Origin of the sequence: Streptomyces sp. NBC_00344 (assembly GCF_036088315.1) — a bacterium.
Classification (GTDB): domain Bacteria; phylum Actinomycetota; class Actinomycetes; order Streptomycetales; family Streptomycetaceae; genus Streptomyces.
Map to the genome: position 1 here is coordinate 4,387,349 of NZ_CP107996.1, position 22,816 is coordinate 4,410,164.

Annotated in this window: 24 protein-coding genes; 9 read left to right on the forward strand and 15 right to left on the reverse strand. The window is 68.5% G+C overall.

Translation table 11 applies throughout. The features are described from left to right. The 3 genes from OHS16_RS19815 to OHS16_RS19825 all read right to left on the reverse strand — a co-directional run bounded on the left by OHS16_RS19815 (window position 1) and on the right by OHS16_RS19825 (window position 1,261). Window positions 1–189, reverse strand: a complete 189-nt coding sequence (locus OHS16_RS19815; protein WP_328538548.1) for a hypothetical protein — start codon at window positions 187–189, stop codon at window positions 1–3. A 359-nt stretch (window positions 190–548) separates the two neighbouring features. After that, entirely contained in the window at window positions 549–770 is a 222-nt protein-coding gene (locus OHS16_RS19820; protein ID WP_328538549.1) for a helix-turn-helix domain-containing protein, read from the reverse strand. Then, on the reverse strand, window positions 770–1,261 hold the full coding sequence (locus OHS16_RS19825; RefSeq protein WP_328538550.1) for a DUF2975 domain-containing protein: 492 nt from the start codon (window positions 1,259–1,261) through the stop codon (window positions 770–772). Before OHS16_RS19825 ends, OHS16_RS19820 begins: the two co-directional genes overlap by 1 nt. Window positions 1,262–1,740: 479 nt before the next feature. On the opposite strand from OHS16_RS19825, the gene OHS16_RS19830 reads away from it, so the two are divergent. After that, window positions 1,741–2,691 carry an SDR family NAD(P)-dependent oxidoreductase gene (locus OHS16_RS19830; protein ID WP_328538551.1) on the forward strand — a complete coding sequence of 317 codons (951 nt, stop codon included), beginning with the start codon at window positions 1,741–1,743 and terminating at the stop codon, window positions 2,689–2,691. 5 nt (window positions 2,692–2,696) lie between these two features. Here the strand turns inward: OHS16_RS19830 and OHS16_RS19835 are convergent, their stop codons facing one another. Both OHS16_RS19835 and OHS16_RS19840 read right to left on the reverse strand, forming a co-directional pair. Further along, entirely contained in the window at window positions 2,697–3,005 is a 309-nt protein-coding gene (locus OHS16_RS19835; protein WP_328538552.1) for an ArsR/SmtB family transcription factor, read from the reverse strand. Between the two features lie 104 nt (window positions 3,006–3,109). Continuing rightward, complete coding sequence (locus OHS16_RS19840) at window positions 3,110–3,988, reverse strand: class I SAM-dependent methyltransferase (RefSeq protein ID WP_328538553.1); 879 nt, start codon at window positions 3,986–3,988, stop codon at window positions 3,110–3,112. Window positions 3,989–4,035: 47 nt separating this feature from the next. Between OHS16_RS19840 and OHS16_RS19845 the strand changes: the two genes are divergently transcribed. Continuing rightward, window positions 4,036–4,626, forward strand: coding sequence for a helix-turn-helix domain-containing protein (locus OHS16_RS19845; protein WP_328538554.1), 591 nt, complete (start codon window positions 4,036–4,038; stop codon window positions 4,624–4,626). Between the two features lie 115 nt (window positions 4,627–4,741). On the opposite strand, the gene OHS16_RS19850 is transcribed toward OHS16_RS19845, so the two are convergent. Continuing rightward, on the reverse strand, window positions 4,742–5,938 hold the full coding sequence (locus OHS16_RS19850) for an L-talarate/galactarate dehydratase (RefSeq protein ID WP_328538555.1): 1,197 nt from the start codon (window positions 5,936–5,938) through the stop codon (window positions 4,742–4,744). 148 nt (window positions 5,939–6,086) lie between these two features. Beyond that, window positions 6,087–7,007 (reverse strand): 5-dehydro-4-deoxyglucarate dehydratase, encoded by a 921-nt coding sequence (gene kdgD, locus OHS16_RS19855; RefSeq protein WP_328538556.1) that lies wholly within the window; start codon window positions 7,005–7,007, stop codon window positions 6,087–6,089. A 156-nt stretch (window positions 7,008–7,163) separates the two neighbouring features. Here kdgD and OHS16_RS19860 point away from each other — a divergent pair, with 156 nt between their 5' ends. Together OHS16_RS19860 and OHS16_RS19865 are read left to right on the forward strand one after the other, a co-directional pair. Next, entirely contained in the window at window positions 7,164–8,039 is an 876-nt protein-coding gene (locus OHS16_RS19860; RefSeq protein WP_328538557.1) for a LysR substrate-binding domain-containing protein, read from the forward strand. A 182-nt stretch (window positions 8,040–8,221) separates the two neighbouring features. After that, complete coding sequence (locus OHS16_RS19865; RefSeq protein ID WP_328538558.1) at window positions 8,222–9,658, forward strand: MFS transporter; 1,437 nt, start codon at window positions 8,222–8,224, stop codon at window positions 9,656–9,658. Between the two features lie 154 nt (window positions 9,659–9,812). Here the strand turns inward: OHS16_RS19865 and OHS16_RS19870 are convergent, their stop codons facing one another. Further along, window positions 9,813–10,034 carry a type A2 lantipeptide gene (locus tag OHS16_RS19870; protein ID WP_328538559.1) on the reverse strand — a complete coding sequence of 74 codons (222 nt, stop codon included), beginning with the start codon at window positions 10,032–10,034 and terminating at the stop codon, window positions 9,813–9,815. 774 nt (window positions 10,035–10,808) lie between these two features. Between OHS16_RS19870 and OHS16_RS19875 the strand changes: the two genes are divergently transcribed. Beyond that, on the forward strand, window positions 10,809–11,828 hold the full coding sequence (locus tag OHS16_RS19875; RefSeq protein ID WP_328538560.1) for a hypothetical protein: 1,020 nt from the start codon (window positions 10,809–10,811) through the stop codon (window positions 11,826–11,828). Window positions 11,829–11,907: 79 nt separating this feature from the next. After that, the gene (locus OHS16_RS19880) at window positions 11,908–12,492 is read left to right on the forward strand and encodes a hypothetical protein (protein ID WP_328538561.1); all 585 of its coding nucleotides are present in this window, start codon (window positions 11,908–11,910) and stop codon (window positions 12,490–12,492) included. Between the two features lie 231 nt (window positions 12,493–12,723). On the opposite strand, the gene OHS16_RS19885 is transcribed toward OHS16_RS19880, so the two are convergent. After that, the gene (locus tag OHS16_RS19885; RefSeq protein ID WP_328538562.1) at window positions 12,724–13,632 is read right to left on the reverse strand and encodes a GH25 family lysozyme; all 909 of its coding nucleotides are present in this window, start codon (window positions 13,630–13,632) and stop codon (window positions 12,724–12,726) included. A 1,135-nt stretch (window positions 13,633–14,767) separates the two neighbouring features. Between OHS16_RS19885 and OHS16_RS19890 the strand changes: the two genes are divergently transcribed. Next, on the forward strand, window positions 14,768–15,106 hold the full coding sequence (locus OHS16_RS19890) for a MerR family transcriptional regulator (RefSeq protein ID WP_328538563.1): 339 nt from the start codon (window positions 14,768–14,770) through the stop codon (window positions 15,104–15,106). Between the two features lie 89 nt (window positions 15,107–15,195). Here OHS16_RS19890 and allB read toward each other — a convergent pair whose 3' ends face one another. The 4 genes from allB to OHS16_RS19910 form a co-directional block, all read right to left on the reverse strand. Beyond that, the gene (gene allB / locus OHS16_RS19895) at window positions 15,196–16,536 is read right to left on the reverse strand and encodes an allantoinase AllB (RefSeq protein WP_328538564.1); all 1,341 of its coding nucleotides are present in this window, start codon (window positions 16,534–16,536) and stop codon (window positions 15,196–15,198) included. Between the two features lie 79 nt (window positions 16,537–16,615). Beyond that, window positions 16,616–17,341, reverse strand: a complete 726-nt coding sequence (locus OHS16_RS19900; RefSeq protein WP_328538565.1) for an aspartate/glutamate racemase family protein — start codon at window positions 17,339–17,341, stop codon at window positions 16,616–16,618. A gap of 23 nt (window positions 17,342–17,364) precedes the next feature. After that, window positions 17,365–18,846 (reverse strand): NCS1 family nucleobase:cation symporter-1, encoded by a 1,482-nt coding sequence (locus tag OHS16_RS19905; RefSeq protein ID WP_328538566.1) that lies wholly within the window; start codon window positions 18,844–18,846, stop codon window positions 17,365–17,367. A 450-nt stretch (window positions 18,847–19,296) separates the two neighbouring features. Next, window positions 19,297–19,680 (reverse strand): MerR family transcriptional regulator, encoded by a 384-nt coding sequence (locus tag OHS16_RS19910; protein ID WP_328538567.1) that lies wholly within the window; start codon window positions 19,678–19,680, stop codon window positions 19,297–19,299. Between the two features lie 110 nt (window positions 19,681–19,790). Here OHS16_RS19910 and OHS16_RS19915 point away from each other — a divergent pair, with 110 nt between their 5' ends. Further along, complete coding sequence (locus OHS16_RS19915; protein WP_328538568.1) at window positions 19,791–20,270, forward strand: hypothetical protein; 480 nt, start codon at window positions 19,791–19,793, stop codon at window positions 20,268–20,270. A 251-nt stretch (window positions 20,271–20,521) separates the two neighbouring features. Here OHS16_RS19915 and OHS16_RS19920 read toward each other — a convergent pair whose 3' ends face one another. Continuing rightward, window positions 20,522–21,697, reverse strand: coding sequence for a DUF3238 domain-containing protein (locus tag OHS16_RS19920; protein WP_328538569.1), 1,176 nt, complete (start codon window positions 21,695–21,697; stop codon window positions 20,522–20,524). Window positions 21,698–22,027: 330 nt separating this feature from the next. Here OHS16_RS19920 and OHS16_RS19925 point away from each other — a divergent pair, with 330 nt between their 5' ends. Further along, window positions 22,028–22,288 (forward strand): hypothetical protein, encoded by a 261-nt coding sequence (locus tag OHS16_RS19925; RefSeq protein ID WP_328538570.1) that lies wholly within the window; start codon window positions 22,028–22,030, stop codon window positions 22,286–22,288. A gap of 89 nt (window positions 22,289–22,377) precedes the next feature. On the opposite strand, the gene OHS16_RS19930 is transcribed toward OHS16_RS19925, so the two are convergent. Beyond that, the gene (locus OHS16_RS19930) at window positions 22,378–22,704 is read right to left on the reverse strand and encodes a helix-turn-helix transcriptional regulator (RefSeq protein ID WP_328538571.1); all 327 of its coding nucleotides are present in this window, start codon (window positions 22,702–22,704) and stop codon (window positions 22,378–22,380) included. Window positions 22,705–22,816 lie beyond the last annotated feature (112 nt).

A 22,816-nucleotide genomic window follows, 5' to 3' on the forward strand; every position in this document is an offset into this window, starting at 1 on the left:
CTACGACTTCTTGGGGCGGGGAGTCGGAGGTGCGAGGAGCAGCGAGCCGCCGCCGGAGAGCAGTGCGAGAGTCGCGCATTCGCGGGAATCCCGGAAGACGCCTTCGGCCTCGCACGGGTTGAGTGCCGCCTCGACATCCGCGTCAAGGTCGGTTGCCACGTTGTCTGTCAGCGGTTCAGTGAAGTACATGACGCCGTCCCATCCTGTGGGGGGTTGGGTTGCTTGCTGTCCCAGCTAAACGCAAGAGCGGGGTCCTCGCAAAAGGAGACGGCGATACGGCTATTCAGCCTTCAATTGAATATTGGTTTACGGGGCGGCATTCAACGGAAATCCCGTCGGACGGTGGGGGGCATGTGCCCAACTCCCTGCCTGTGCTTCCGCATTACGGCCCGGAGCCGGTCCGGGCTTCGGCGTCGTCGCGTGGATGCCGCCCGGAAGCCGTCGCATCGCCTCCGCCGGCCGGCACCGCTTCGGGGGCTGCGGAGCGGGCCGTACGCCAAGGCGCTCCAGGACGGACGGCGGGGTGTCGAGAACTTCACTGGGCCACGTCATCCGCCCGCGGCGTCCTCGCCCTCCCAGCGCAGCAGGTCGCCCGGCTGGCACTTGAGCACCTCGCAGAGCGCGGCGAGCGTCGTGAAGCGCACCGCCTTGGCGCGGCCGTTCTTGAGTACCGCAAGGTTGGCGGGCGTGATCCCCACGCGGTCCGCGAGCTCGCCCACGGACATCTTCCGCCTGGCCAGCATCACGTCGATGTCGACGGCGATCCGCATCAGATCACCTCGTCCAACTCGGCCTGCATCTCCGCCGCCTGGACGTCGCGCGCGACGGCCTGGGCGAGCAGCATCCGCAGCACGAGCACGATCAGCGCGACCCCCAGGATGGCCACGCCGACCCCGCCCATGATGACGGTGACACCCGGGTCGTCCCGCTGGCCCGGCGCATTGACGGCCGTGACCGCGAACCACACGAAGGCAGCCGACGCGATCGCGCCGATCACGACGTCCACGTACCGGAAGGCGGCATGAGAGAACACGGTTCCGCGTCGCACCATCGCCACCAGCCGCCATACGCAGACCAGAGCGACCTGGGCCGACACCATGCCCAGGATCGTGATCACGCGCAGCGGGGTCAGCGGGATCGACCCGTCCTCCGGGTCGCTCCCGCTGACCAATGCCCACACCAGCGCTGCCTGTACGAACACGGTGCCGGCGAGCACCATCACGAGCACGGCGCGCAGCGCACGCACTGTCAGCTTTCCCATGACCATCCTTCCATCGAATTGCGATGGGAATCTATCGAATATCGATAGGCTGAGCAAGGGCTGATACGAGGGTGGGCGGCGGTTGCACGCCGTGGCGGGACCGCCGCCGCCCCACGGCTCCGTTCCGCATCGGCAGGGTCCGCCACGGGCCTCCTGGGATGGGGCCGCAGGTCCGGAAGGGCAGGCGACGCCGGGGGAGAGCGGTTCTGCGCCCCTGAACAAGCGGCGGCCACGACGTCGATGTCGGCTGGGGCGTGCGGCAGTTGGGCCACCCATGACCAGCCCGTCTGTGCCGCGAGTTCAGGACGTACGCCGGCACGGTGTGGCGACGGGTCTGCACCGTGCCGGTGGGACATCGGACGTCAGGCGGGACTGTCGGTGATCCGTAGGCGATGTGTCGGTGGCCGCTGGAACCGTGGATGCCGGGTTGCCGAGGGAGCAGCCGCAGTCGTCTTCACCAGCAAGGGAGTCCCATCGCCATGTCGTCCGCATCCTCCACCCCGCCCTGGAATGTCCAACGGCTGCCCGGTGCCAGTGGCAGTGTCTTCCTGGTCACCGGCGGCAACGCCGGCATCGGCTACTTCGTCGCGGAGCAGTTGTCGGCAACCGGCGCCACCGTCGTACTCGGCAGCCGAAATCCCGCCAAGGCCGAGGGTGCCACGGCCTCGATCCGCGCGCGTGTCCCCGGCGCGCGGGTGCGAGCCGTACGGCTGGACCTCGCCGACCTCTCGTCGCTCGGAACAGCGCTGGAATCACTGGAGGTGGAACGCCTTGACGCGGTGGTCCACAACGCCGGCGTCGCGCTTGACGACGTGCCGCGCAAGGAGACCGGGGACGGTCACGAGCTCATGTTCGGCACGAACCACCTGGGGCACTTCGCCTTGACCCAGTGGCTGATGCCACTGCTGTCGGCTGCGCCGGCGGCCCGCGTTGTGACCATGGGCAGCTTTGCGGCGAAGTCCGAGCGGCTCGACCTGGGCGACCTGCAGTCCCGGAAGGATTACCGGCCCAAGCGCACCTACGGACGCTCCAAGCTGGCGCAGATGTACTTCGGCGTCGAACTCGACCGCCGCCTGCGCGCCGCCGGCAGCACGGTGGCGAGCGTGGTGGTCCATCCCGGCGGCGCGCTGGACTCCCTCACCCCGTCACGGCCACCGGTCCATGTGCGAACTACCGGCGCACGGCTGAGCGCGGCACCCGCAGCCCTCCTCGTCCAGGGCAAGCACGCCGGCGCATGGCCCGCGGTCCGGGCTGTGCTCGACCCGGCCGTGCGCGGGGGCCAACTGTGGGGACCGCGTGTCTTCGGCCTGCGTGGCGAGCCCCGGCGTGAACCGGTGTGGCACCACCTCGCCGACACCTCCGTCGCGGCGCGGTTGTGGGACGCAAGCTGCGACCTGACCGGCGTCGACCCCGGTGCCATCCCCGGGTAGCCGAGTCAGGCCTCGCGCGTGGTGAGGGCGTCGAGAAGGCCGGGGAACGTCTCGTCCATCTCGCCACGGCGGAGGGCGTTCATGCGGGAAGTGCCGACGTAGTACTGCCTGATCAGCCCTGCCTCGCGCAGCACCTTGAAGTGGTGGGTGGCGGTGGACTTGCTGACCGGGATGTCGAAACTTCCGCAGGTCAGGTCTTCGCCGGCCGCGTCCAGCTGAGTGACGATGCTGCGGCGTACCGGATCGACCATGGCCTCCAGCACGGACTGGAGGCCGACCTGCGACACCTCTGGGTGCGGCTGCGTACGTCCCATGCCGCCCACAGTACGACACGTGTCAAAGTTCCCCGTGGATCGCGCCGCCGGCCCGGGTTCGCCCAACCGAGGTCGCAGAGGTCGGACGGCTCGAACGCGGCGGCTCAGGGGCGGCGGGCTGCCCATACGGTCCTGCTGCCCCGCACGGTCAGGTCGTGGCGGTTCAGGAGCGCGTCGGGGCCCTCGTCCGCCAGGAGCCGGTCGAGGGTGCTGAGGTCATCGGCCGCCAGCCGGTCGTCCAGCGCGGTGCGGACGCGGCTCAGCCATGCGTGCGCGTACCGCCCGGTGCCCGCCGGCGCGGGGGTCGTGCCGATGGAGAAGGTGCGCTGCCCGGCGATGCCGAAACCGGCACGCTCCAGGTGCGGGCGCCAGTCCGGGTGCGCGTTCCAGTCCGCCGCTTCCATCGCCTCGTGGCAGCGCGCTTCCAGCCCGGGCCTGCCGAGACCGATGTCGTCGGGCAGGAAGCGCGGCAGGGCGTCCATCTCGATGACCGCCAGCAGGCCGCCGGAATCAAGTGCGCCGTGGATGTCTCTCAGCACTCGGTCCGGGTCGGCGACGTGATGCAGGGACGAGGCGGCCCATGCCACGTCGACCGTGCCGATGGCGGGCCATCCGGTGTCCAGATCGGCGCGCACACCGCGCAGCCGGTCACCCAGCCCCCGCGCACGCGCCGTGACGCGGAGGCGTTCGAGCATCACGTCCGACCTGTCGATCGCGACCACGTCGGCGGTCCCGAAACGCCGCGCGAGCGCCAGGCTTCCGGTGCCCGTTCCCGCACCGACGTCGGCGACCGTCCGCGGGGCTTCCGGAGCGTGCTGCCCGACCCAGTCGGTCACCTGGTCCAGGTACGGGCCGAGCACGTCGGCGTCCAGGTCCAGCAGATCCGCCAGCCCCATGTCGTCGTGCTCCACGTCGCCACTGCCGTGCCGGTGCTCCTGCTGCCGGTGGTCGTGGTGCCGCTGGTCATGAGAGTGCTGTGTCATGCCTTCACGCTAAACGCGTCCTGCCTCTGCGGCATACACTCTTGCGTATGAAGCAAGAAGATGTCCTGGACGGTGTGATCCGCCGACGCATCCGCGGTCTGCGACTGGCCAGGGGGTGGTCGCTGGACGCCCTCGCGGCCCGCTGCCACCTCAGCCCCTCCACCTTGAGCCGTATCGAGACCGGGCACCGCAGGATCGCCCTCGATCAGCTGGTCCCCATCGCCCGGGCGCTCGACACCACACTCGACCAGCTCGTCGAGTCGGCCGATGACGAGGACGTGGTGATCCGGCCGCAGCCCGAACACACCCGGGGGCTGACCACCTGGCTGCTGTCCCGGGAGCGTTCCCTGCACGGTGTGAGCGTGGCGAAGATGCGCATCACACCCGAACGCCCCACCGGAGCAGGCGAGTTGAGGGTGCATCCCGGACGCGAGTGGTTCACCGTGCTGTCCGGTACGGCCTGCCTGCAACTGGGTGAGCGCACCATCCTGGTGCCGACCGGTGAAGCGGCCGAGTTCTCGACCATGGTTCCGCACTCCATCGGCGCGCAGGACGGGCCCGTGGAGATCCTCACCATCTTCGACCAGGACGGGGAGCGCGCCCACCTGCACACCCGGGACGGCGCCCCACAGCAGTGACCCCGGCGCCGGGAGCCCACCTTCGACGACTTCGCCCGTGCCCGGCCGGGAACAGCAGCTGTCTGCCGCGGAACGGGGCGCCCGGGGCAGGCAGTCGAAGGGGCCCCGCCGGAGGTCAGCCTCGGGCGCCGGTTTCGTACGACTGCCGGGTCCAGGCGCGTGCCTCTTCCGTGAGGGTGATGCCGAGGCCGGGGCGAGCGGAGACGTGCATACGGCCGTCGCGGGTTTCGAGGCGCTCGTTGAAGAGCGGTTCGAGCCAGTCGAAGTGTTCGACCCACGGCTCGTGCGGATACGCGGCGGCGAGGTGGAGATGGATCTCCATCGCGAAGTGCGGGGCGAGCTGGAGGTGGTGGTGCTCGGCGAGTGCGGCGAGCTTGAGGAACTGGGTGATGCCACCGATGCGGGGAGCGTCGGGCTGGATGATGTCGACGGCGCCCCGCCGGATGAGCTCGTAGTGCTCGGCGACGCTGGAAAGCATCTCGCCGGTCGCGATGGGGGTGTCCAGGGAGGTGGCCAGCGCGGCGTGGCCTTCGGCGTCGTAGGCGTCGAGAGGCTCCTCGATCCACACCAGGCCGAAGTCCTCGAAGGCGCGGCCCATGCGCCGGGCGGTGGGCCGGTCCCACTGCTGGTTGGCGTCGACCATCAGAGGCACGTCGTCGCCGAGGTGCTCGCGCACGATTGTCAGCCTGCGCAGGTCCTCCTTGCGGTCGGGGTGACCGACCTTGATCTTGATACCGCCGATGCCGCTGGCCAGGGATGCGGTGGCGTTGTCGAGGACCTGGTCCGTCGGCGTGTGCAGGAACCCGCCCGAGGTGTTGTAGCAGCGAACCGAATCGCGGTGGGCGCCGAGCAGCTTGGCCAGCGGCAGGCCCGCGCGCTTGGCCTTGAGATCCCACAGGGCGATGTCGAAGGCGGCTATCGCCTGGGTGGAGAGGCCGCTGCGGCCCACCGATGCGCCGTCCCAGACCAGTTTGGTCCACAGCTTGCCGATATCGCTGGGGTCCTCACCGATGAGAACGGGTGCGATCTCCTGGGCGTGGGCGAACTGGCCCGGCCCTCCGGCCCGCTTGGAGTAGCTGAAGCCGATCCCCTCGTGGCCGTTCTCGGTGGTGATTTCGGCGAAGAGGAACGCCACCTCGGTCATCGGCTTCTGCCGGCCGGTCAGCACCTTGGCATCGCTGATGGGCGTGGCAAGCGGCAGGGTGACGGAGGAGAGCTTGATGTGAGCGATCCTGTCGAGCGTCGCCTCACCCGCCTGGAAGGCTGCCGGTACGGCGACTTGACGGTTCTCCGGTGTTTCGTGCGTGATCACGGCTCTCATCCCTGGCTGTGAGTGGGGTCGGTGGGAAGCGGGGTGCCGGTGCGATGCTGTCGGGCGGGCCGGCAGACGCAGGTCCGGCCGATGAACGTCCGGCCTTCGACGGCGCGGCCGCCGCCCGGTGCGGCCGGCCGCACGGCTGTCATGGGCGGACCGTCTTCTTGATGAGATCGGCCAGTTCGGCCGTCTCGGTGGCGTCGAGGTCGGTGAGGGGCGTACGGACCGGGCCCGCGGGGCGGCCGATGGCTCGCATGCCGGCTTTGATGATGCTGACCGCATACCCCTCGCGGCGCCGCCGGATCGCACAGAGCGGCAGGACGAAGTCGTTGAGGCGCCGGTAGACCTCTGCGCTGTCGTGGGCGCGTACGGCGTCGTAGAAGTCGAGAGCGAAGCGCGGGGCGAAGTTGAAGATCGCCGAGGAGTAGGTGCTGACACCCATCTCCAGGTAGGGCAGGGCGAACATCTCGGCGGTGGGCAGACCGCCGATGTAGGTGAGCCGGTCGCCCAGGCGTGCGTAGATGCGGGTCATCAGTTCGAGGTCTCCCACCCCGTCCTTGAACCCGACCAGGTTGGGGCAGCTGTCCGCGAGCTCGGCGACCGTCGTCTCGTCGTAGACGGCGTTGGCGCGGCTGTAGATGGTGACTCCCAGGCCGGTCGACGCGCAGACCGCCTTGACGTGTGCGGCCAGTCCCTCCTGGGACGCCTCGGTCAGGTAGGGGGGCAGCAGCAGGATGCCGTGGGCGCCCGCCCGTTCGGCCCGCCGGGCGAGATCGACTGCGGTGGCCGTGCCGTATCCGGCCGGTGCGATCACCGGGATGCCGTCGGGCGTCTCCTGAACCGCCGCGGCGACGACCCGCTCGACCTCGTCGGAGGTCAGGGAGAAGAACTCGCCGGTCCCGCCGGCCGCGAACAGGCCTGCCGGGGAGAACTCGCCGAGCCAGGCGATGTTGTCCCGGTAGGCGGCCTCGTCGAAGGAGAAGTCGTCCCGGAAGTGGGTGACCGGGAAGGACAGCAGGCCGGTGCCCATCTTCCGCGCGGTCTCGTCGGGTGAAAGCTGCGGCATGGCCTCGGGACTCCTCGGCGTAAGGACTCGGTCGCGCGCGGAAGCGGCCATCGTGCCCACTTCTCCACCGTTTCGGTGTGCGTACTCCGAGGCTAGGATCGCCGCCGATACAAGTCCAACACAAAAACAGCATCTACTGATACCCGGAGAGCATCAATGTTTACTCTTGCACAACTGACGAACTTCGTGGCGGTTGCCGAGGAGCTCCACTTCGGCCGTGCGGCCGTACGGCTCCGGATGACGCAGCCGCCGCTCAGCCGTCAGATCCAGCTGCTCGAGGCCGATCTTCAGGTCTCGCTCTTCGACCGCACCAACCGTTCGGTGCGCCTGACCCCGGCCGGCCGGGCGTTCCTCAACGAGGCCCGCCGCATCCTGCACCAGAGCGAGTCGGCCGTACTGTCCGTGCGGCAGATGTCGGCGGGCCAGGCCGGAAGTCTCACCGTCGGATTCACCGCGACCAGTGCCCACTCGCTGCTCGGCACCCTCCTGGACACCGCCCGCGCGGTCATGCCGGGGGTCGAGATCGTGCTCCGCGAAATGGTCACCCGCGACCAGCTGGAGGCGCTGTCGGAGTCGAGCCTCGACCTCGGCCTGGTGCGTCCACCGGTCACCCCGCGCGACCTGTCCTCCCGTCAGGCGGCCCAGGAGCACCTTCTCGCCGCGCTTCCCTCCGGCCATCCGCTCGCTTCGGAGCGGGGGCCGCTGCCCGTCACCGCCTTCGACGGCCAGGACGTGCTCATGTATTCGCCGGTCGAGGCGCGTTACTTCCACGAACTGCTGATCAGCATCTTCCGGGCGGCCCGCATCGCGCCGGTGTTCGCCCAGTACCTCAGCCAGGTGCACAGCATCCTCGCCCTGGTGGCCGGCGGCTGGGGTGTCGCCCTGGTGCCCGAGTCCGCGGCGCTGCTGCGCTACGCGGGCGTCACCTTCAGGGAGGTCGGCCTCACCGTTCCCGCTCCGGTCGAACTGGCCCTGGCCTGGCGGAAGAACAACGACAACCCGACGCTGCGTGTGCTGCTCGACCACATGTGAGAACGGCGTGGAAGCGGATCCCCCGACGTCTATTGATCCATGAAAGGTATTAGTCGATACGAAATTCAACATGGACGTGAATCGAACGCCACCCTACGGTCAGGTTCCAGACACCCCCCTCCGCGGCGCGGACCACACCGCCGCACGCGTCCCTTCCCTCAAAGCCGAGGAGCTCGACCGCCATGACTGCTAGCAAGCGGCAGGACGAACCGGTTGTCACCGGGGCCAGGCCGGCCCGTCTGCGGTACTGGATCCTTGCCATGCTGTTCGTGGTCACCACGATCAACTTCGCGGACCGCTCGACCCTTTCCATCGCGGGCGACTCGATGCAGAAGGACCTCGGCGTCAGCTCGGGGCAGCTCGGCCTCCTCTTCTCCGCCTTCTCCTGGTCGTATCTCGTGGCGCAGATACCCGGCGGCTGGATGCTGGACCGGTTCGGCTCGAAGAAGGTGTACGGCGCGGGTATCTTCCTGTGGTCCGTACTCACCATGCTCCAGGGCGCCATAGGCTTCTTCTCCGGAGCGGCAATCGTCCTGCTCTTCGTCCTCCGCTTCGCGGTCGGCGCGGCCGAAGCGCCGTCCTTCCCCGGTAACTCCCGCATCGTCGCTGCCTGGTTCCCCACCAGGGAACGCGGGACCGCGGCCGCGCTGTTCAACTCGGCGCAGTACTTCGCCACCGTCGCCTTCTCGCCGCTCATGGGCTGGCTCGTCGTCTCCATGGGCTGGCAGCACGTCTTCACGGTCATCGGTGGTCTCGGCGTCGTCCTCGCCCTGATCTGGACCAAGGTGATCTACCCGCCGCGAGAGCACCCGCGTATGACGAAGGCGGAACTCGACCACATCGCGGACGGCGGGGCCCTCGTCGACATGGACGTGACCGCGGACGGTGACGGCACGCTGGGGCAGGGGGGTTCGCCGGTGGCCGAGATGACCGGTGTGGGCACCAACCTGCGCTATGTGCGGAAGATGCTCAAGCACCGCACCATGCTCGGTGTCTTCGTCGGGCAGTACTTCATCAACACCATCACCTGGTTCTTCCTGACCTGGTTTCCGGTCTATCTGGTCCAGGAACGAGGCATGTCCATCCTCGAAGCGGGCATCGTCGCCTCGCTGCCCGCCCTCTGCGGCTTCGCCGGGGGAGTACTCGGAGGCTTCGTCTCCGACTGGCTCAACCGCCGCGGCATGACCCTGACCGCCGCCCGCAAGACCCCCATCGTTGTCGGACTGCTGCTCTCGACCACCATCCTGCTCTGCAACTACGTCAGTGCTTCCTGGCTGGTCGTGGGCATCATGGCCCTCTCGTTCTTCGGCAAGGGCCTCGGTGCCCTCGGCTGGGCCGTGATGGCCGATATCTCGCCCAAGGAGATAGCCGGTCTCGCGGGAGGTGTGTTCAATGCCTTCGGAGCTGTGGCGGGCATCGTCACCCCCATCGTCATCGGTTACCTCATCGACGCCACCGGTTCGTTCGACCTCGCGCTCGTCTTCGTCGGTGTCTGCGCCGCCATGGCCGTCGTCAGCTATGTCTTCATCGTCCGCGACATCGGACGGCTGGAACTCGCCGACATCGACTCCGATGCCGGCACCGACGCCGGAATCCGGGCTCCTCAGCCCGCCGCCTGAGGAACCCGGTGCCTGGGCCCTCTGCCTCAGAGCGCGCCGAAGACAAACGCGGGCCCCAGAACGGGAGTTCCGGGGCCCGCGGACCTCTGCCGGAATTCCAACGAACCGGCGGAGAGATCAATACAGGGTGCGACACCCTTGGAATGCTCCTGCGTCACACGCCGGTGCCACCGGAGAACCCTGCCTGGGCAGCGACCGGGCCGATCTGTGCACCCAGGTCACCGCCGACCGCGCCCGACAGGGCAGGCAGCACGGGCAGGGCGGAGGTGGCGCCCGAGAGCAGGTTTCCGGCTTCGAGAATTCCGCCGGACACGTTGTCCAGGTCGCTGTCGGCGATCTCGCGGGTCTCGTTCACGGGGGTGAAGGCCTTGCGCATGACTGGGGTCCTGCCTTTCGTCGCTGCGTGTTGATCCTGAACATCTCGGCCGGCCCGGTGACAAGGCGGTTCGAACGGTTCAAGGTCGCCTGAAATCCGGAAGCGGATGTGCAACTTCCGATTGACGCGAGATCCAACCACGGCAGCGGTGCGCGGGACCACCCCGACCTGTCCGTCATGTCGGTGGACGTCGCCGTATCCATGCATGCCGGCGAGTGCGTTTACCGGCCGCGCGGTGACAACTCCTTCACGTGGTTCCGCATGCCGTTACCTGTGCCTGTGCCGCGTGGGCGTCACCCGCAGGACAAATCGGCCTCCGATGCGGCGTGCGCCCCGCCGGGCGGGATCCTGCAAGCGGAGAGTGACCTTTGTGCGTGGGGAATGCGCAGGTTGGCGAGGGCGCCGGTGCTGGTGGGGGTGCCTGTCCGGATTCCATCGCTGATGTGCCGGGTCCGGGGGCCGGCGGTGACAGGCGAACTGTCGCCGGTCCGTGAACGGATGGCGAGATCGGCCGGGCGGAGCACCCTGCACCCGGACCCTGCCCCGCACTTGGTCTCCGCGCCCGTCCCCGGACCCTGTCCCCACACCCTGTCTCCGCAGTCGGCGCGTGGCCCGGCAGCGCCAGAAGTCCCGTTTGTGTGGTGGCGGATGATTTCCGTGCGATACGGTGACCGCATCGTCACGCTCCGCGTGCGTACGTACACGGAGCGGCCCCCGGCGGTGCTGTAACACCAACCGAGGGCCTTCATCACCAGTGGAAGAGACCCACCGAGAATGCTTCGGCATGTTATCGCGCCGTCCGGGCGCTATACGAAGGCATCGCACGATGTCGTCCGCCATCCGCGTCTGAACAGCGACGCGAAGATTCTGCTCCTCTATACACAGGGCCTCCCCGAAGAGACGGCGGGCAAGCCGCTCAGCCAACTCGCCCAGAAACTCGGGATCAAGGGCCGCGCCTACCAGAAGGCCAAGGAACAGCTGGTGGCGCACGGCTACGTGCACGAGTGGCGTACCCAGGGCGGGCGTGGGCGATGGGTCACTGAGCAACTCGTCGCGAATCTCCCCCTGACGGATGAGCAGGCATCCGGTCTGCGGGAGGACCTGCCGTTCGCCGGGCCGCCACCGAGTGCCCCGATTCCGATGGTCGGTGAACCGGAGAGCCGGGTGGTCGGCGGCTATGAACCGGTAGAAGACCACTGTGGGAAGACCACTCCCCACCCACCCTCCGAAGCCCGCGCGGCCGACGCGGTCCCGGCCAGGGGCCCTGTACGCCGGCCTGCCCAGCCGCCTGCTCCGGAACTGGCCGAAGCCGAACGCGTGTTGCTGTCCCTGCGGCACTCCCGCCGCGAACTGCACCTCGGAGTGCGCGAGGCCCGCGCTCTGGCGGCCGACGCGGCCACCTGGCTGATGCGCGGTGTCACGCCCGCCGACCTGCGGCGGGCCCTGATCGCCGAACTTCCGCACGACGGCGTGCGCTCAGCGGTGGGCTTCCTGCGTCACCGCCTCGTGCAGAAGCTCCCGGACGACCCGGCGCAGTCCGCTGCGCCGTTGCCGCCTCCGGCCGCCGCCGGACTTGTCATCTGCCGGGGGCCGGGTGATGAGCACGCCTTCCGGCCCGTGGCGGACGAGACACAATGCCCGCCCTGCCGCCGCACTGGCACACAGCCGACACCGCACGGTCCGGCCTCGCCACCCGCCGGATACACACCGTGGCGCGAGCGCTTCGCCACGCTCAACGCGGCGCCAGGGGTGGCAGGGGTGCCCGGGGTGCTCGGAGCCGGCGGAACCGGCTGAGTGCGGGCGCCGGTTGCCGCCTTCCTTCCGCTTCCGCCCCAGGTGCCGGCCTGCCCCGCAGTGGCAGTGGTGACCGCCCGTGTCCGGTCCGCCGTCCTGGGCCGCCGCGTTCGCGGCGGTGGCGGAGCGGACGAGGTTGTCGGTGTCGGGGCTGCGGGACAAGGCCCGCGGCGCAGCCGACCATGCCTCGGGCTGCCCGGTCCACTACGACCTGAACAAGGCGGCAGCCAAGGCCGGCGTGACCGGTACCGCCACGTCGGGCCGGGTCAACGCCGAACTCGACGAGAACGCTGACAAGGACGCACCGATCTCGACGTTCAAGGGCGTCGCCCTCGAATGCGACTACCGGCTGGCAGGGGAACCGGTGTCCATCGAGTCCGCCGCTGTTGAGCACGGACGCGCCGTCGGCTTGATGGCACCGCAGATCAGTGCGGATGCCGCAATGGACACCAGCGAGCTCAAGGCATACCTGAACAAGTTGACCAAGGCCGGCCTCGGCACGCCCGTCCTCACCCCGAGCGGCAACGTCGCCACGATCGGCCTCCCCGCCGACGGCGCGGGCGACATCGCCCTGGTGATCACGTTCGGTGTCGACCAGCACACGGCACTGACCGGGCACCAGGTGAGCGGCATGACCGAGGAGCTCGCCCACCAGGCGAAGTAGCGAAGTGCGCGGTGGCCTTCAGGGCGGCGCATCAAGAACGCTCCCCAGCAGGCGGAGCGCGGGGGCCGGCCCCGATGAGCGGCGTCGGCGGCCGCGCCCCGGGGCTCGCTCCCGCCGCAGCCGTTGACACGCTCATCGATCGCCGGCCACTGGTCGGCACCCGTTCCGGCCCGCGGCCGGCGCCTGCCGGCCTCCGCGGTGCGCGGTGGGCCGGCCGGGCCGGAGCGGATGTCAGGTGTTGTTGGCCAGGTTGACCAAGCCGCTCAGGGCACCGTTGAACCGGTCCTGGTCCCCGGGGAAGGTGCCGGAGTCGGCGTACTGCCAGAAGGTGTAGAAGCCCCAGCCGGCCGGCAGGGCGCCGACGCTTGTGGAGTACCGGGCGATGAACAGCGGGTCGTTGGCCCCGTAGGCGCTGCTGTTGCCGGTGCAGGTGGTCCACCAGTTGGTGGTGGTGTAGATGGTGGGCCAGCGGGTGGTCTTGGCGTGCACCTCGTTGACGAAGGAGGTGATCCAGCTGCGCATCGAGGCCTGACTCAGACCCCAGCAGGTGGAGGTGGAGCCGTACTCGATGTCCAGCATCGGAGGCAGGGTCTTGCCGTCCTTGGACCAGCCGCCGCCGTGTGCGACGAAGTAGTCGGCCTGCGCGGCGCCGGTCGAGCTGTTCGGGGTGGCGAAGTGGTAAGCGCCGCGGATGAGGCCGGCGTTGTACGAACCGGTGTAGTTCGCCGAGAAGGTCGCGTCACGGAAGGTGGTGCCCTCGGTGGCCTTCATATAGGCGAACCTGGCGCCGTTGGAGTACGCGGACGCCCAGTTGATGGTGCCCTGGTAGTGGCTGACGTCCATGCCCGGAGTCTGGGTGACGCCGGGCGTGATCACCTGGGTCCTGGCGGCGCTGCCCTCGTGCGCGGCGATGGTCGAACCCATCCAGTCCATCTCGGGGTCGTGAGCTAAAGCGCTCGCGCCCGCCGTCGGTGCGGTGGCTGCGGCGGGTATCGCCACAGCGGGGCTCATCAGGCCTATCGCTGCGCCGGCGACTGCCACGGATGCGGCGAGGGAACGGCGGAGGTATCTCTTCCGGGTGCTGTGTGCGGTGGCGTTCACATGTCCTCCAGGGGCGGTGGTGGAGCTTGACGTGGCCATGGCAGGCGTGAATGTACGCGCGTAGACGAACGCGGCGGAAGGGTGCCTCCGAAGCACTATTGGCCTACTCCTCTGAACGCTTCAACCAGCTGCGAAGCAAGGAAATTTGAAAGAAATTCCTGCAACTCTGAAAGAGGAAACCAGGAGCGGCGGGGCCCCGGGGTGTCGGCCGTCGGCCCCCCGCCGGCGCAGCCCGGCGGCCCACAGCCTGGGCGGGTGTGCCGACGCGTGCGACGGCGATTCCGGCGCGGGCGGCCCCGCTCCGACATGCCGGACGCCCGCCGGGTCCTGCCTCGGCGCTTGTGCCCCGGCCTGCGACCCGCCGCGGACGGTCTCGCTCCCGCCGTCCCTCACTCGCTGTTCGAGGCCGATTACCTCATCGTCGAACACGCGGAAATCTATGCTGACCGAAGTAGACATCGGGCAGCGGTGTGGTTATGGTTTCTCTCGTAGCTCAGAGAGACAGCAGAGCCCGGCAGAGATGAACTACCGGGGAGCAGTGCGCAGTTGCAGTGTGCAGGACGGTGCGGTGGTGGAGTTTCGAAGCCAGGGTTGTGCAGGACGGCGACGGGACTGACGACCGGACCGGGTGGCCCGCGGTGATCAGGGGCCGCCGTGAGCAGGACCGCGGTGGACGCGGTGAAAGTGCGTAAGTGCAGTTCGCGAGATCCAGCAGTGAAGTCAGTGAGCAGCACCTCGGTGAAGGCGTCGGCTGCGGGCGCGCGCACCGGGAGGTTCGGTAGTGGGGTTCCAAGCCGGAGCGGACGCAGGATGGGCGACGGGGCTGGCTGCCGAAGAGTGGCGCTGTCACAGGCCACAGAGCAGTTCGCATCACCAGCAGTACGCAGTACCCGCTTTGGTAAACAGTTGATCACCGAGGGAAGAACGGAGGAGCCGAGCGCCATCAGGATCGCCCGGGCGGAAATCTTGAGCCCGGGTACCGCAGGACATCGATAGTGAGGTGGTCTCCGGTCAAGCAACCGCGATCCCAGCATTTCCCGCCCTCTCCCGGGTGGGTATGCGGACATAGAAGGCCGGCGCAGTACCAGGGCCGGCAGATGGTGTAGCAGTTCCTTCGGGGCCCGGGTGCCAGAGTGCGCCCGGGCCCCTCAACGCGTCCCACAGAGAGGTGCAAGTGACAGCAGACGACTCGTATGGCCGTCTCGACGACGACGACTACCCCGCCTACACCATGGGCCGGGCTGCCGAGATGATCGGCACCACCCCTGGCTTCCTCCGCGCCATCGGTGAAGCCCGCCTCATCACCCCGCTCCGCTCCGACGGCGGGCATCGCCGCTACTCCCGCTACCAGCTGCGCATCGCCGCCCGCGCCCGGGAACTCGTCGACCACGGGACCCCCATCGAGGCCGCCTGCCGCATCGTCATCCTCGAGGACCAGCTCGAAGAAGCACAGCGCATCAACGCCGAACACCGCCGCGCCGACGAAGCGGCGGACCCGACGGCCGCGGCCTGAGGCGGCTGAGACCTGCACCGTCCCAGACGTTCGCGGCTGCCGCCCGCACATACTGCCCGGGGCGCAAGGCGTCCCGGGCAACACCGGGGTCAGGTGCTGTTCCGCTCGATCAGCCGTCCGGTCCGCGTGGTGATACGCCCGTCCTCGGCGATCCGCTCACCGCGCAGCCAGGTAGCGCGGACGACGCCGTGCAAGGTCTTGCCGGCATAGGCGGTGATCCGATTGCGGTGGTGGAGCCGCGCCGGGTCGACGGTGAAGGTCTGCTCGGGGGCGAACACCGCGAAGTCGGCGTCGCGGCCCGGTGCGATGGCGCCCTTTCCGGCCAGGCCTGCCAACCGGGCCGGGCCCGCCGACATCCAGCGGACGACGTCCTCCAGGGTGTGGCCTCGCTCGCGGGCGGCGGTCCACATAGCGGGAAGGCCGAGCTGGAGGGAGGAGATGCCGCCCCAGGCCGTCCCGAAATCGGGGGTCTTGAGGTCAGGGGTGCAGGGCGAGTGGTCGGATACCACGCAGTCGAGGGTGCCGTCGGCCAGGCCCTGCCAGAGGGCGTCCTGGTTCGCCCGCTCACGGATGGGCGGGCAGCACTTGAACTCGGTTGCGCCGTCCGGTACTTCCTCCGCGGTGAGGGTGAGGAAATGCGGGCAGGTCTCGGCGGTGATGCGGACGCCCTCACGTTTGGCGGCGGCGATGAGCGGCAGGGCGTCGCTCGATGACAGGTGCAGTACGTGCACGCGCGCGTCGTACTCACGGGCTGTCTTGATCAGGAGGGCGATGGCGTCGTTCTCGGCCGCACGGGGGCGGGAGGCCAGGAATCCCGCGTAGGCGGGGCCTCCCTCCTGCGGGGCGGCGGCCAGGTGGCCCGGGTCCTCCGCGTGCACGATCAGCAGCCCGTCGAAGGTGGCGATCTCGGATACGGCGGCGGCCAGTTGGGCCGGGTCGACCTCCGGGAACTCCTCGACTCCCGAGGGCGAGAGAAAGCACTTGAAACCGAAGACCCCCGCCTCGTGCAACAGTCGCAGACTGCTCACGTTGCCGGGGACGGCGCCGCCCCAGAAGCCGGTGTCGACGTGTGCCTTGGGGCGGGCGACCTCCTGCTTGACGCGCAGGTTGCCGGCGGTGGTGGTGGGCGGCAGCGAGTTGAGCGGCATGTCGATGAGGGTGGTGATGCCACCGGCGGCCGCCGCCCGGGTGGCTGTCCAGAAGCCCTCCCACTCGCTGCGCCCGGGGTCGTTCACATGGACATGGGAGTCGACGAGGCCGGGCAGCACGGCGTCGTCGCCGACGTCCTCGAGCCGCGCCGCTGCCGGCACCACGGTGTCGTGCGGCAGCACGTCCACGATCCGGCCGTCGGCGACGGTGACGGATGCGGGGCGCGTGCCCTCGGGGGTGATGACGCGCGTGGAGCGCAGTATGAGCTGTACGTCGGGCAACGGATGCCTCTCCTCTGGTGCTGTTTCTGGCTGCTTGTCGCCCCCGCCACGGGCCCGCCGGGCCCCGGCGGGCTCCGCGTCAGCACGCCTGTGGAGGCCAGTTGACGATCCGCTTGGGCCGAGGCGGCGCGTAGGTGCGCACCTTGGAGGTGCGCAGGCCGAGACGGACGAGGGACTCGGCGATCGTCACCGCGGCGCTCACCCCGTCGACGACGGGAACCCCGGTGCGTTCGATGACGCGTTCCGTGAGGCCGGACATGCCCCCGCAGCCGAGGCAGATCACCTCGGCGCGGTCCTCCTCCACCGCACGTGCGGCCTGTTCGACGATGGCGTCCACGGCGGCCTTCTCGTCCCGCTCCAGGTCGAGTACGGCGAGCCCGCTGGCGCGCACGGAAGCACACCTGGTGCTCAGACCGGCGGAGTGGAGGCGCTCCTCGATCAGCGGGACGGTGCGGTCGAGACTCGTGACGACGGAGTAGCTGCGGCCGAGGAACTGCGCCGTGCTCGCGGCCGCCTCGGTGATGTCGACGACCGGAACGTCGAGCAGTTCCTGCAGTCCCTCCCGGCCGTGTTCGCCGTATCCGGCCTGGATCACGGCGTCGAACGGCTCCGGGTAGGCGCGCACGGCCTCCATGACGGCGATGGCGGCGAGGTAGCTCTCGTAGTTGCCCTCGACGGACTCCGCACCGAAGGACGGGGTCAGCGGAACGATCTCGGTACCGGGTGACGCCGCCCCGGCCGCCTGTTCGCCGATGGAGTCGGTGATGGACTGTGTGGTGTTGACGTTCACAACAAGGATGCGCATGGTCGGCCTTCCGCTGGGCGGGTTCATTCGGCGGCTACGGCAATGGCCTCGCCGTCCAGGTCCCGGATCTGCACCGTGCGGTCGGCGATGACCGCGTACAGCACCGCGGCGAGAATGGCGCCGATGAACCAGGAGAATCCGGCCACCTCGCCGAACACGGGCACCAGGGCGACCACGACGGCGATCGCGGCACTGGGGACGAAGGCCCAGACAGCCCGGGGGTTGAAGCCGCGGCGGTAGTGGTACTCGCCCTGCGCGCCCTCGGTGTAGAGGTCGGGCACGTTCACACGCGACTTCCGCAGCAGCCAGTAGTCCGCCATGATCACGCCGAAGAGCGGTCCGAGCAGCGCGCCCAGCCCACCGAGGAAGTAGTTGACGACAACCGGGCTGTTGTAGAGGTTCCAGGGCAGGATCACCAGACCCGCGATCGCGCTCACCAGGCCGGCCCTGCGGAAGTTCAGCCGCTTGGGGAAGAGGCTGACCAGGGCGTAGATCGGTGCCACGAAGTTGGCCATCAGGTTCACCGCGACCGTCAGGACGATGAGGGCCAGCGAGGCGATTGCCAGCAGGAACATGTTCGGAACGGTCCGCACGATGTCCGTGGGGCTGGTGATGACCTGGCCGTCGAGTTTGAACTGCGCACCACTGAGGACCGCCACGATGACGGCGAAGAACAGCATGTTCACCGGGATGCCGATCACGTTTCCGCGGACGATGGAACCTCTGCTCTTGGCGGACCGGGTGAAGTCGCAGAAGTTCAGTACGAACGTCCCGTAGATCACCACCCACAGCGCGGCTCCCTTCAATATCTGGAGCCACATCGCGCCGCCGGTGAGCGGATCGTCGATGGACAGGGAGATGGAGCCGTCCGCGCGCACGAACATCCAGACCGCGAGGGCGCTCATGGTGATCAGGGTGGTGGGCGCAGCGAGGGCCGTGTACCGCCGGATCATCTGCATGCCGTAACTCACGATGAGGACCTGGAGGGCCCAGAGGGCCAGGAAGGTGATCCAGCCGAGCGTCGACTGGCCGAGCAGCGCGTTCGTGTCCATGGCGTGCAGGCCGGGGAACATCGTCACAAGAAGGGTGCTCAGTACCGAAGAAGCGAGGTAGGTCTGGATGCCGAACCAGGCTATGGCGACGGCCCCTCGCACGACGGCCGGTATCTTCGCCCCTCTTACCCCGAAGGCGATGCGGCTCATGACGGGGAAGGGGACGCCCGTCTTGTGCCCCATGAATCCGGAGAGCGTCAGCAGGAGGAAGAGCAGGACGGAAGCGAGCGCGAAGGCGGCCAGGATGCCCCACACGTTCAGCCCGAGGGCGAAGAGCCCGATGGCGAAGGCGTAGTTCCCGAGGCTGTGCACATCGTTGGCCCAGAGCGTGAAGACGTTGTAGGCGCCCCAGCGGCGCCCTTCTCTCTTCGTCGGGGCGAGATCGTACGTGTACAGACCGGAACTGGCGGCGCCGCTGGGTTCCACGGACGATCGGTCATCCACGACAGTCATATGGGGCTCCGGGGAGGGCGGTGGGGGGAAGCGTTCGGAGGTTTCCACATAATGGAAGTGAAATTCCGTTGAGCAAAACGTAGTTTTCGCCAACTCCACCGTCAAGGGTCCGGCGCCGATGACTTCGGCAAGCGGACGCATTGCCTCCAGTTGGTCCGAACAAACCCTCGGAGGCCGTGTGCGGGCCACGCGCCAGGCACTCGCATCCGGGCCGGACCTGCGGTGATGGGCGAGCTGTGCGATGTGGCGCCGTGGCGCGGGCCGCGGCCTGTGTCCAGGTCCATGGGCGGAGCGGCGAAGTGCGCGAAAGGCTTCATGAGCGGTGGAGCTGACATGGATCAGCCCAGAAGGGCAGCAGGGCGTGTCTCGCCACCGCCGCTGCGGACGTGGCGGGCGGATCACCCCCTGAAAGGCGCCCTCGACGTCTGCGGGCCCGACGCGTACTCGCCGTTATCCGCTCAGCCCGGTGATCGCGGGCCGGCCGGTCGCCCGCAACGGGCATCCGGTGCCGACGCGTGCGACGAGCTCGGTCCGCAGGGTGGCGAGTTCGGCCATGCGCCCGTCGATGGCCTGGATCTTCTCCTCGAACAGCGAGGACAGCGCCTCCGCCGAGTCCGGCGCTTCGTGTAGTTCCTCGCCGTGCCGCGCGATCTCCGCCAGTGAGAAACCGAGTGTCTGGGCGGTGCGTACATAGAGCAGCCAGGCCACCGTCTCCGGCGGGAAGTCACGGTATCCGTTGGCCAGTCGTCGGCCTTCGACCAGGCCGACCTTCTCGTAGAACCGGATGGTGTCCCTGGTCATGCCGGTCTGTGCGGCCAGCTCTCCGATACGCATGACTCTCCGTCGATCGCCGGGCTTGACCTTGGACCGTACTCCACTGTTTACCGTGAGGCCTCGCTGTCCCGGGACCGCCTGAGACCACCCGAACCGGCAGGAGCCTCGTCGTGATCCGTCTATCGACGCCCTCAACTCCCTTCTATCCGTGTGTCGTACGCCTGAGTGCCTGGTACGACCTCGTCGTCACCGCGGGATTCGCGACGCCGTGGACGTATGCCCTGATGCACGACGCGCTGTCATCACTGGGTCGCGCATGGGGGTTGGGCGTGCTGCCCGAACTCGACCCGATGCAGACCCTGTACGCGAATCTGATGGGTTCGGTCGTGGTCGTCTGGGCCGTGCTGCGTATCGTCAGGCCGCTGCCGGTGCATGGGTTCTTCGACGGCATCGCCCGCACCCTGTTCGCGGTGTGGCAGGCGTATGCACTCGCCCACGGCGTGACGCGACTGCTGTGGCTGTTCTTCGGCGTCGAGGTGGCATTCGGAGTCGTCCAGCTCCTGCCGTGGTGGCGGAGCGGGCACACCGGCCAGGCGGACGGCCAGGAAAGCCCGGCCGATGGGCGCCGGCTCTCTCATGACCCGGTGTAGCACGGGGGCTTGGAATCCACCGTTGTCAGTCCCCTCTGACGGAGTGACAGGCCTGCTGCCAGCGGGCCTGCTGCCGAGGGGCGGCCCAGAACCTGCGAACGCGGCCCCTCGTGACCAAAGGCTTCCGCCCTCTTGATCACCAGGGGCCGCGTCTCACCTCCCGGGCCGGGCGAACCGGCCTGGGCGCGCTTTCGCGCACGGTCAGCTCATCGCGCTCGAGAACGCATCAGCCGTGCACCGGGCGCTTCCGGCTATGAGAACGTGCCGTAGTAACCGGTGAGGTCGGCAACCGGGCAGGCAGCAGAGCCGATCAGACACGCGGCACTTGCGTACTTGCGCTTGTAGACGCTGGTTACCTTGCCGCCGTCGTAGATGTAGATGTAGTGGTCTGGCATCAGCCGGTGCGTCCCGGAATGAATGGACCAGTTACCGCTCTTCGTCAGGTGCATCTGCAAGGCACCGTCGATAGCGCCGACGTGACAGAACGGGTTGGAGGCGTGCATCACCATCCGAACGTCCACGGAATTGCTTCCGGACCCCATTTTCTTGGCGACCATGTTCTTCGACGACGCGGTCTTGGTGGAGACCAGCTTGCCGGTGCTCTTCTTGTAGACGTGACTCGCACGGACGTCCTTGTAACCCGCGACCGATTTCGATCCCCACGTGATGACGGCATTCAGGGAGGTGCGGTACTGCGACGACTTCCAGTTGAAATCGGAGTGGCCGTCGCCGGCGAACTGGTAGCCCCTCCCATAGTCACAGCCGGCCGGCGGGGCGTCGATGCGCTTCTGCGGAATGAAGGCGACCCAGGTCAGGGTGGTCGTTTTGGCGACCGTAGCGGCTTCGGCCCGTGACACGGCCTGCTCCCGCATCGCGGTGAGGGACGTCTTCCCGGGGGTGGCGGAGGGGACCGAGACCTTCATGCCGAACTTGCGGGCCTTGGAGGAGTCTCCGCCCTTCGGCAGTACGGGTGTGACGATGTACTGGTAGTCGCTGCCTGGGGTGACGGAGGTGTCGTGGAAGGCATTCGCACCCGGGGCGAGAGTGGCGACAGTCTTTTCGTCCCGGGTGACGACGTACCTGGCGTTCTTGGCGTAGCCCTTCCACGAAATGTCCACGAAGGATCGACCCGCAGCGGCGACGATCCCCTCATCGGCCATGGAGCGGTCCAGGACTGCCGTCTCGCCCGATGCCGTCCGCATGACGCTGAATCCCTGGGCCTTCAGAGCCTTGCCCTCGGTGCTCTGTGCGCTGACACCGGTCACGTCGGTCAGGCTCTGGGAGTCCAGCGCGGATATGGAGAATCCGCTGGGACGTGGAGTGGGATCGCTCCCGGCGTTGGCTGATGCCGGAAATCCGGCCGCCAGGAGTGCGAGCGGAAGGACGGCCAAGGAACTCGCCTTGGCAGCGGAACGAGCCATCGTCATGAAATTCCCCCTGGTGTGCGCGGTCTATTGAGTCACCGACTCTATGCACGCCTCGCCGCCTGCGATATTGGCCCTTTGGACACTTGTCATCCGCGCGTCAGCAGGCGTGGGAGCAGCGGGCACGACCGGACGGCGACCTTTCCGAAGAGGCGCGCAATGTACTTTTCGGCACCTTTCGGGGGGGCGGGGTGACGTCACTCACAGCGTCCTCTACGGCCCGGCGGACACCTTTCCGCGCCGGAGCCCTCGCGAACGGTGCCATCATGGAGTGCGCACGATTACCTGACCCTCCGCACGCCCACTCCGATTCCGAAGACCGAGGATTACAGCATGGCTAACGGCTCCGCTGATACCGCCGCCTCCGCCTACGGGCCCGTCGCGCTGGCTCTCGGCATCATCTCCACTGCCGCTGCGGCGCTCATCGAATTCGTCGGGATCGCCATCCCTCTCCTCGTCGGCCTTCTGGCCGTCACCTTCGGGATTCTTGGCCTCACCAACAAGCTGCGCCGAGGGCAGTCCCTCATCGGTCTGATCGGCGGCTCCGTCGGGGTGCTCTCCGCTGTCGTGATCCTCGGCGCCTTCGGCGCATGACGTAGTCCCGCGGTCCCTGTCGAGCGGCCGGCCCCCCGGGGTGTGAGGTCAGCACTCCCCGGGGCGCCACGAGAGCCGCGGTTGTTGTATCAGGCGGCCGCTTCCACGATCTCTGACAGCGGCGGCCTCTGCCGGTGGGCACAGTCCGCGTCCACGCACAGGACGTCATGGGCGAGGACGGCCAGCACCGCGGCCTGCAGCCGCGTCTGCTGTCCCAGCTTCTCCACGATCCGCGCGATGTGGGCCTTCACGGTCCGCTCCGCGATCCGTAGCTCCCGTGCGAGCTGACGGTTGCCCAGCCCCGTCCCCAGCAGGAGGAGTACTTCCCTCTCCCGGCCCGTCAGCCGATGCACACTGTCGATTCCCTGGATCGGATCGTTCCCCGTGCGGCGGTAGGCGCACGTAGGCGTCTTCATGGCTGGTCCCCTCTGATCCCGCCTTTCTCAGCAGAGCCCCGTGCCCCGAGTGCGGCGGTAATCACTGCCAACCTAGCCCCTGCCGCCGACAGAGGCATTTGCGTTTGCGTCG

Coding starts and splice junctions, on each gene's coding strand:
- OHS16_RS19815 (WP_328538548.1), bottom strand. CDS start 189: ATGTACTTCACTGAACCGCTGACAGACAACGTGGCAACCGACCTTGAC.
- OHS16_RS19820 (WP_328538549.1), bottom strand. CDS start 770: ATGCGGATCGCCGTCGACATCGACGTGATGCTGGCCAGGCGGAAGATG.
- OHS16_RS19825 (WP_328538550.1), bottom strand. CDS start 1,261: ATGGGAAAGCTGACAGTGCGTGCGCTGCGCGCCGTGCTCGTGATGGTG.
- OHS16_RS19830 (WP_328538551.1), top strand. CDS start 1,741: ATGTCGTCCGCATCCTCCACCCCGCCCTGGAATGTCCAACGGCTGCCC.
- OHS16_RS19835 (WP_328538552.1), bottom strand. CDS start 3,005: ATGGGACGTACGCAGCCGCACCCAGAGGTGTCGCAGGTCGGCCTCCAG.
- OHS16_RS19840 (WP_328538553.1), bottom strand. CDS start 3,988: ATGACACAGCACTCTCATGACCAGCGGCACCACGACCACCGGCAGCAG.
- OHS16_RS19845 (WP_328538554.1), top strand. CDS start 4,036: ATGAAGCAAGAAGATGTCCTGGACGGTGTGATCCGCCGACGCATCCGC.
- kdgD (WP_328538556.1), bottom strand. CDS start 7,007: ATGCCGCAGCTTTCACCCGACGAGACCGCGCGGAAGATGGGCACCGGC.
- OHS16_RS19860 (WP_328538557.1), top strand. CDS start 7,164: ATGTTTACTCTTGCACAACTGACGAACTTCGTGGCGGTTGCCGAGGAG.
- OHS16_RS19865 (WP_328538558.1), top strand. CDS start 8,222: ATGACTGCTAGCAAGCGGCAGGACGAACCGGTTGTCACCGGGGCCAGG.
- OHS16_RS19870 (WP_328538559.1), bottom strand. CDS start 10,034: ATGCGCAAGGCCTTCACCCCCGTGAACGAGACCCGCGAGATCGCCGAC.
- OHS16_RS19875 (WP_328538560.1), top strand. CDS start 10,809: ATGCTTCGGCATGTTATCGCGCCGTCCGGGCGCTATACGAAGGCATCG.
- OHS16_RS19885 (WP_328538562.1), bottom strand. CDS start 13,632: ATGGCCACGTCAAGCTCCACCACCGCCCCTGGAGGACATGTGAACGCC.
- OHS16_RS19900 (WP_328538565.1), bottom strand. CDS start 17,341: ATGCGCATCCTTGTTGTGAACGTCAACACCACACAGTCCATCACCGAC.
- OHS16_RS19905 (WP_328538566.1), bottom strand. CDS start 18,846: ATGACTGTCGTGGATGACCGATCGTCCGTGGAACCCAGCGGCGCCGCC.
- OHS16_RS19910 (WP_328538567.1), bottom strand. CDS start 19,680: ATGCGTATCGGAGAGCTGGCCGCACAGACCGGCATGACCAGGGACACC.
- OHS16_RS19920 (WP_328538569.1), bottom strand. CDS start 21,697: ATGACGATGGCTCGTTCCGCTGCCAAGGCGAGTTCCTTGGCCGTCCTT.
- OHS16_RS19925 (WP_328538570.1), top strand. CDS start 22,028: ATGGCTAACGGCTCCGCTGATACCGCCGCCTCCGCCTACGGGCCCGTC.
- OHS16_RS19930 (WP_328538571.1), bottom strand. CDS start 22,704: ATGAAGACGCCTACGTGCGCCTACCGCCGCACGGGGAACGATCCGATC.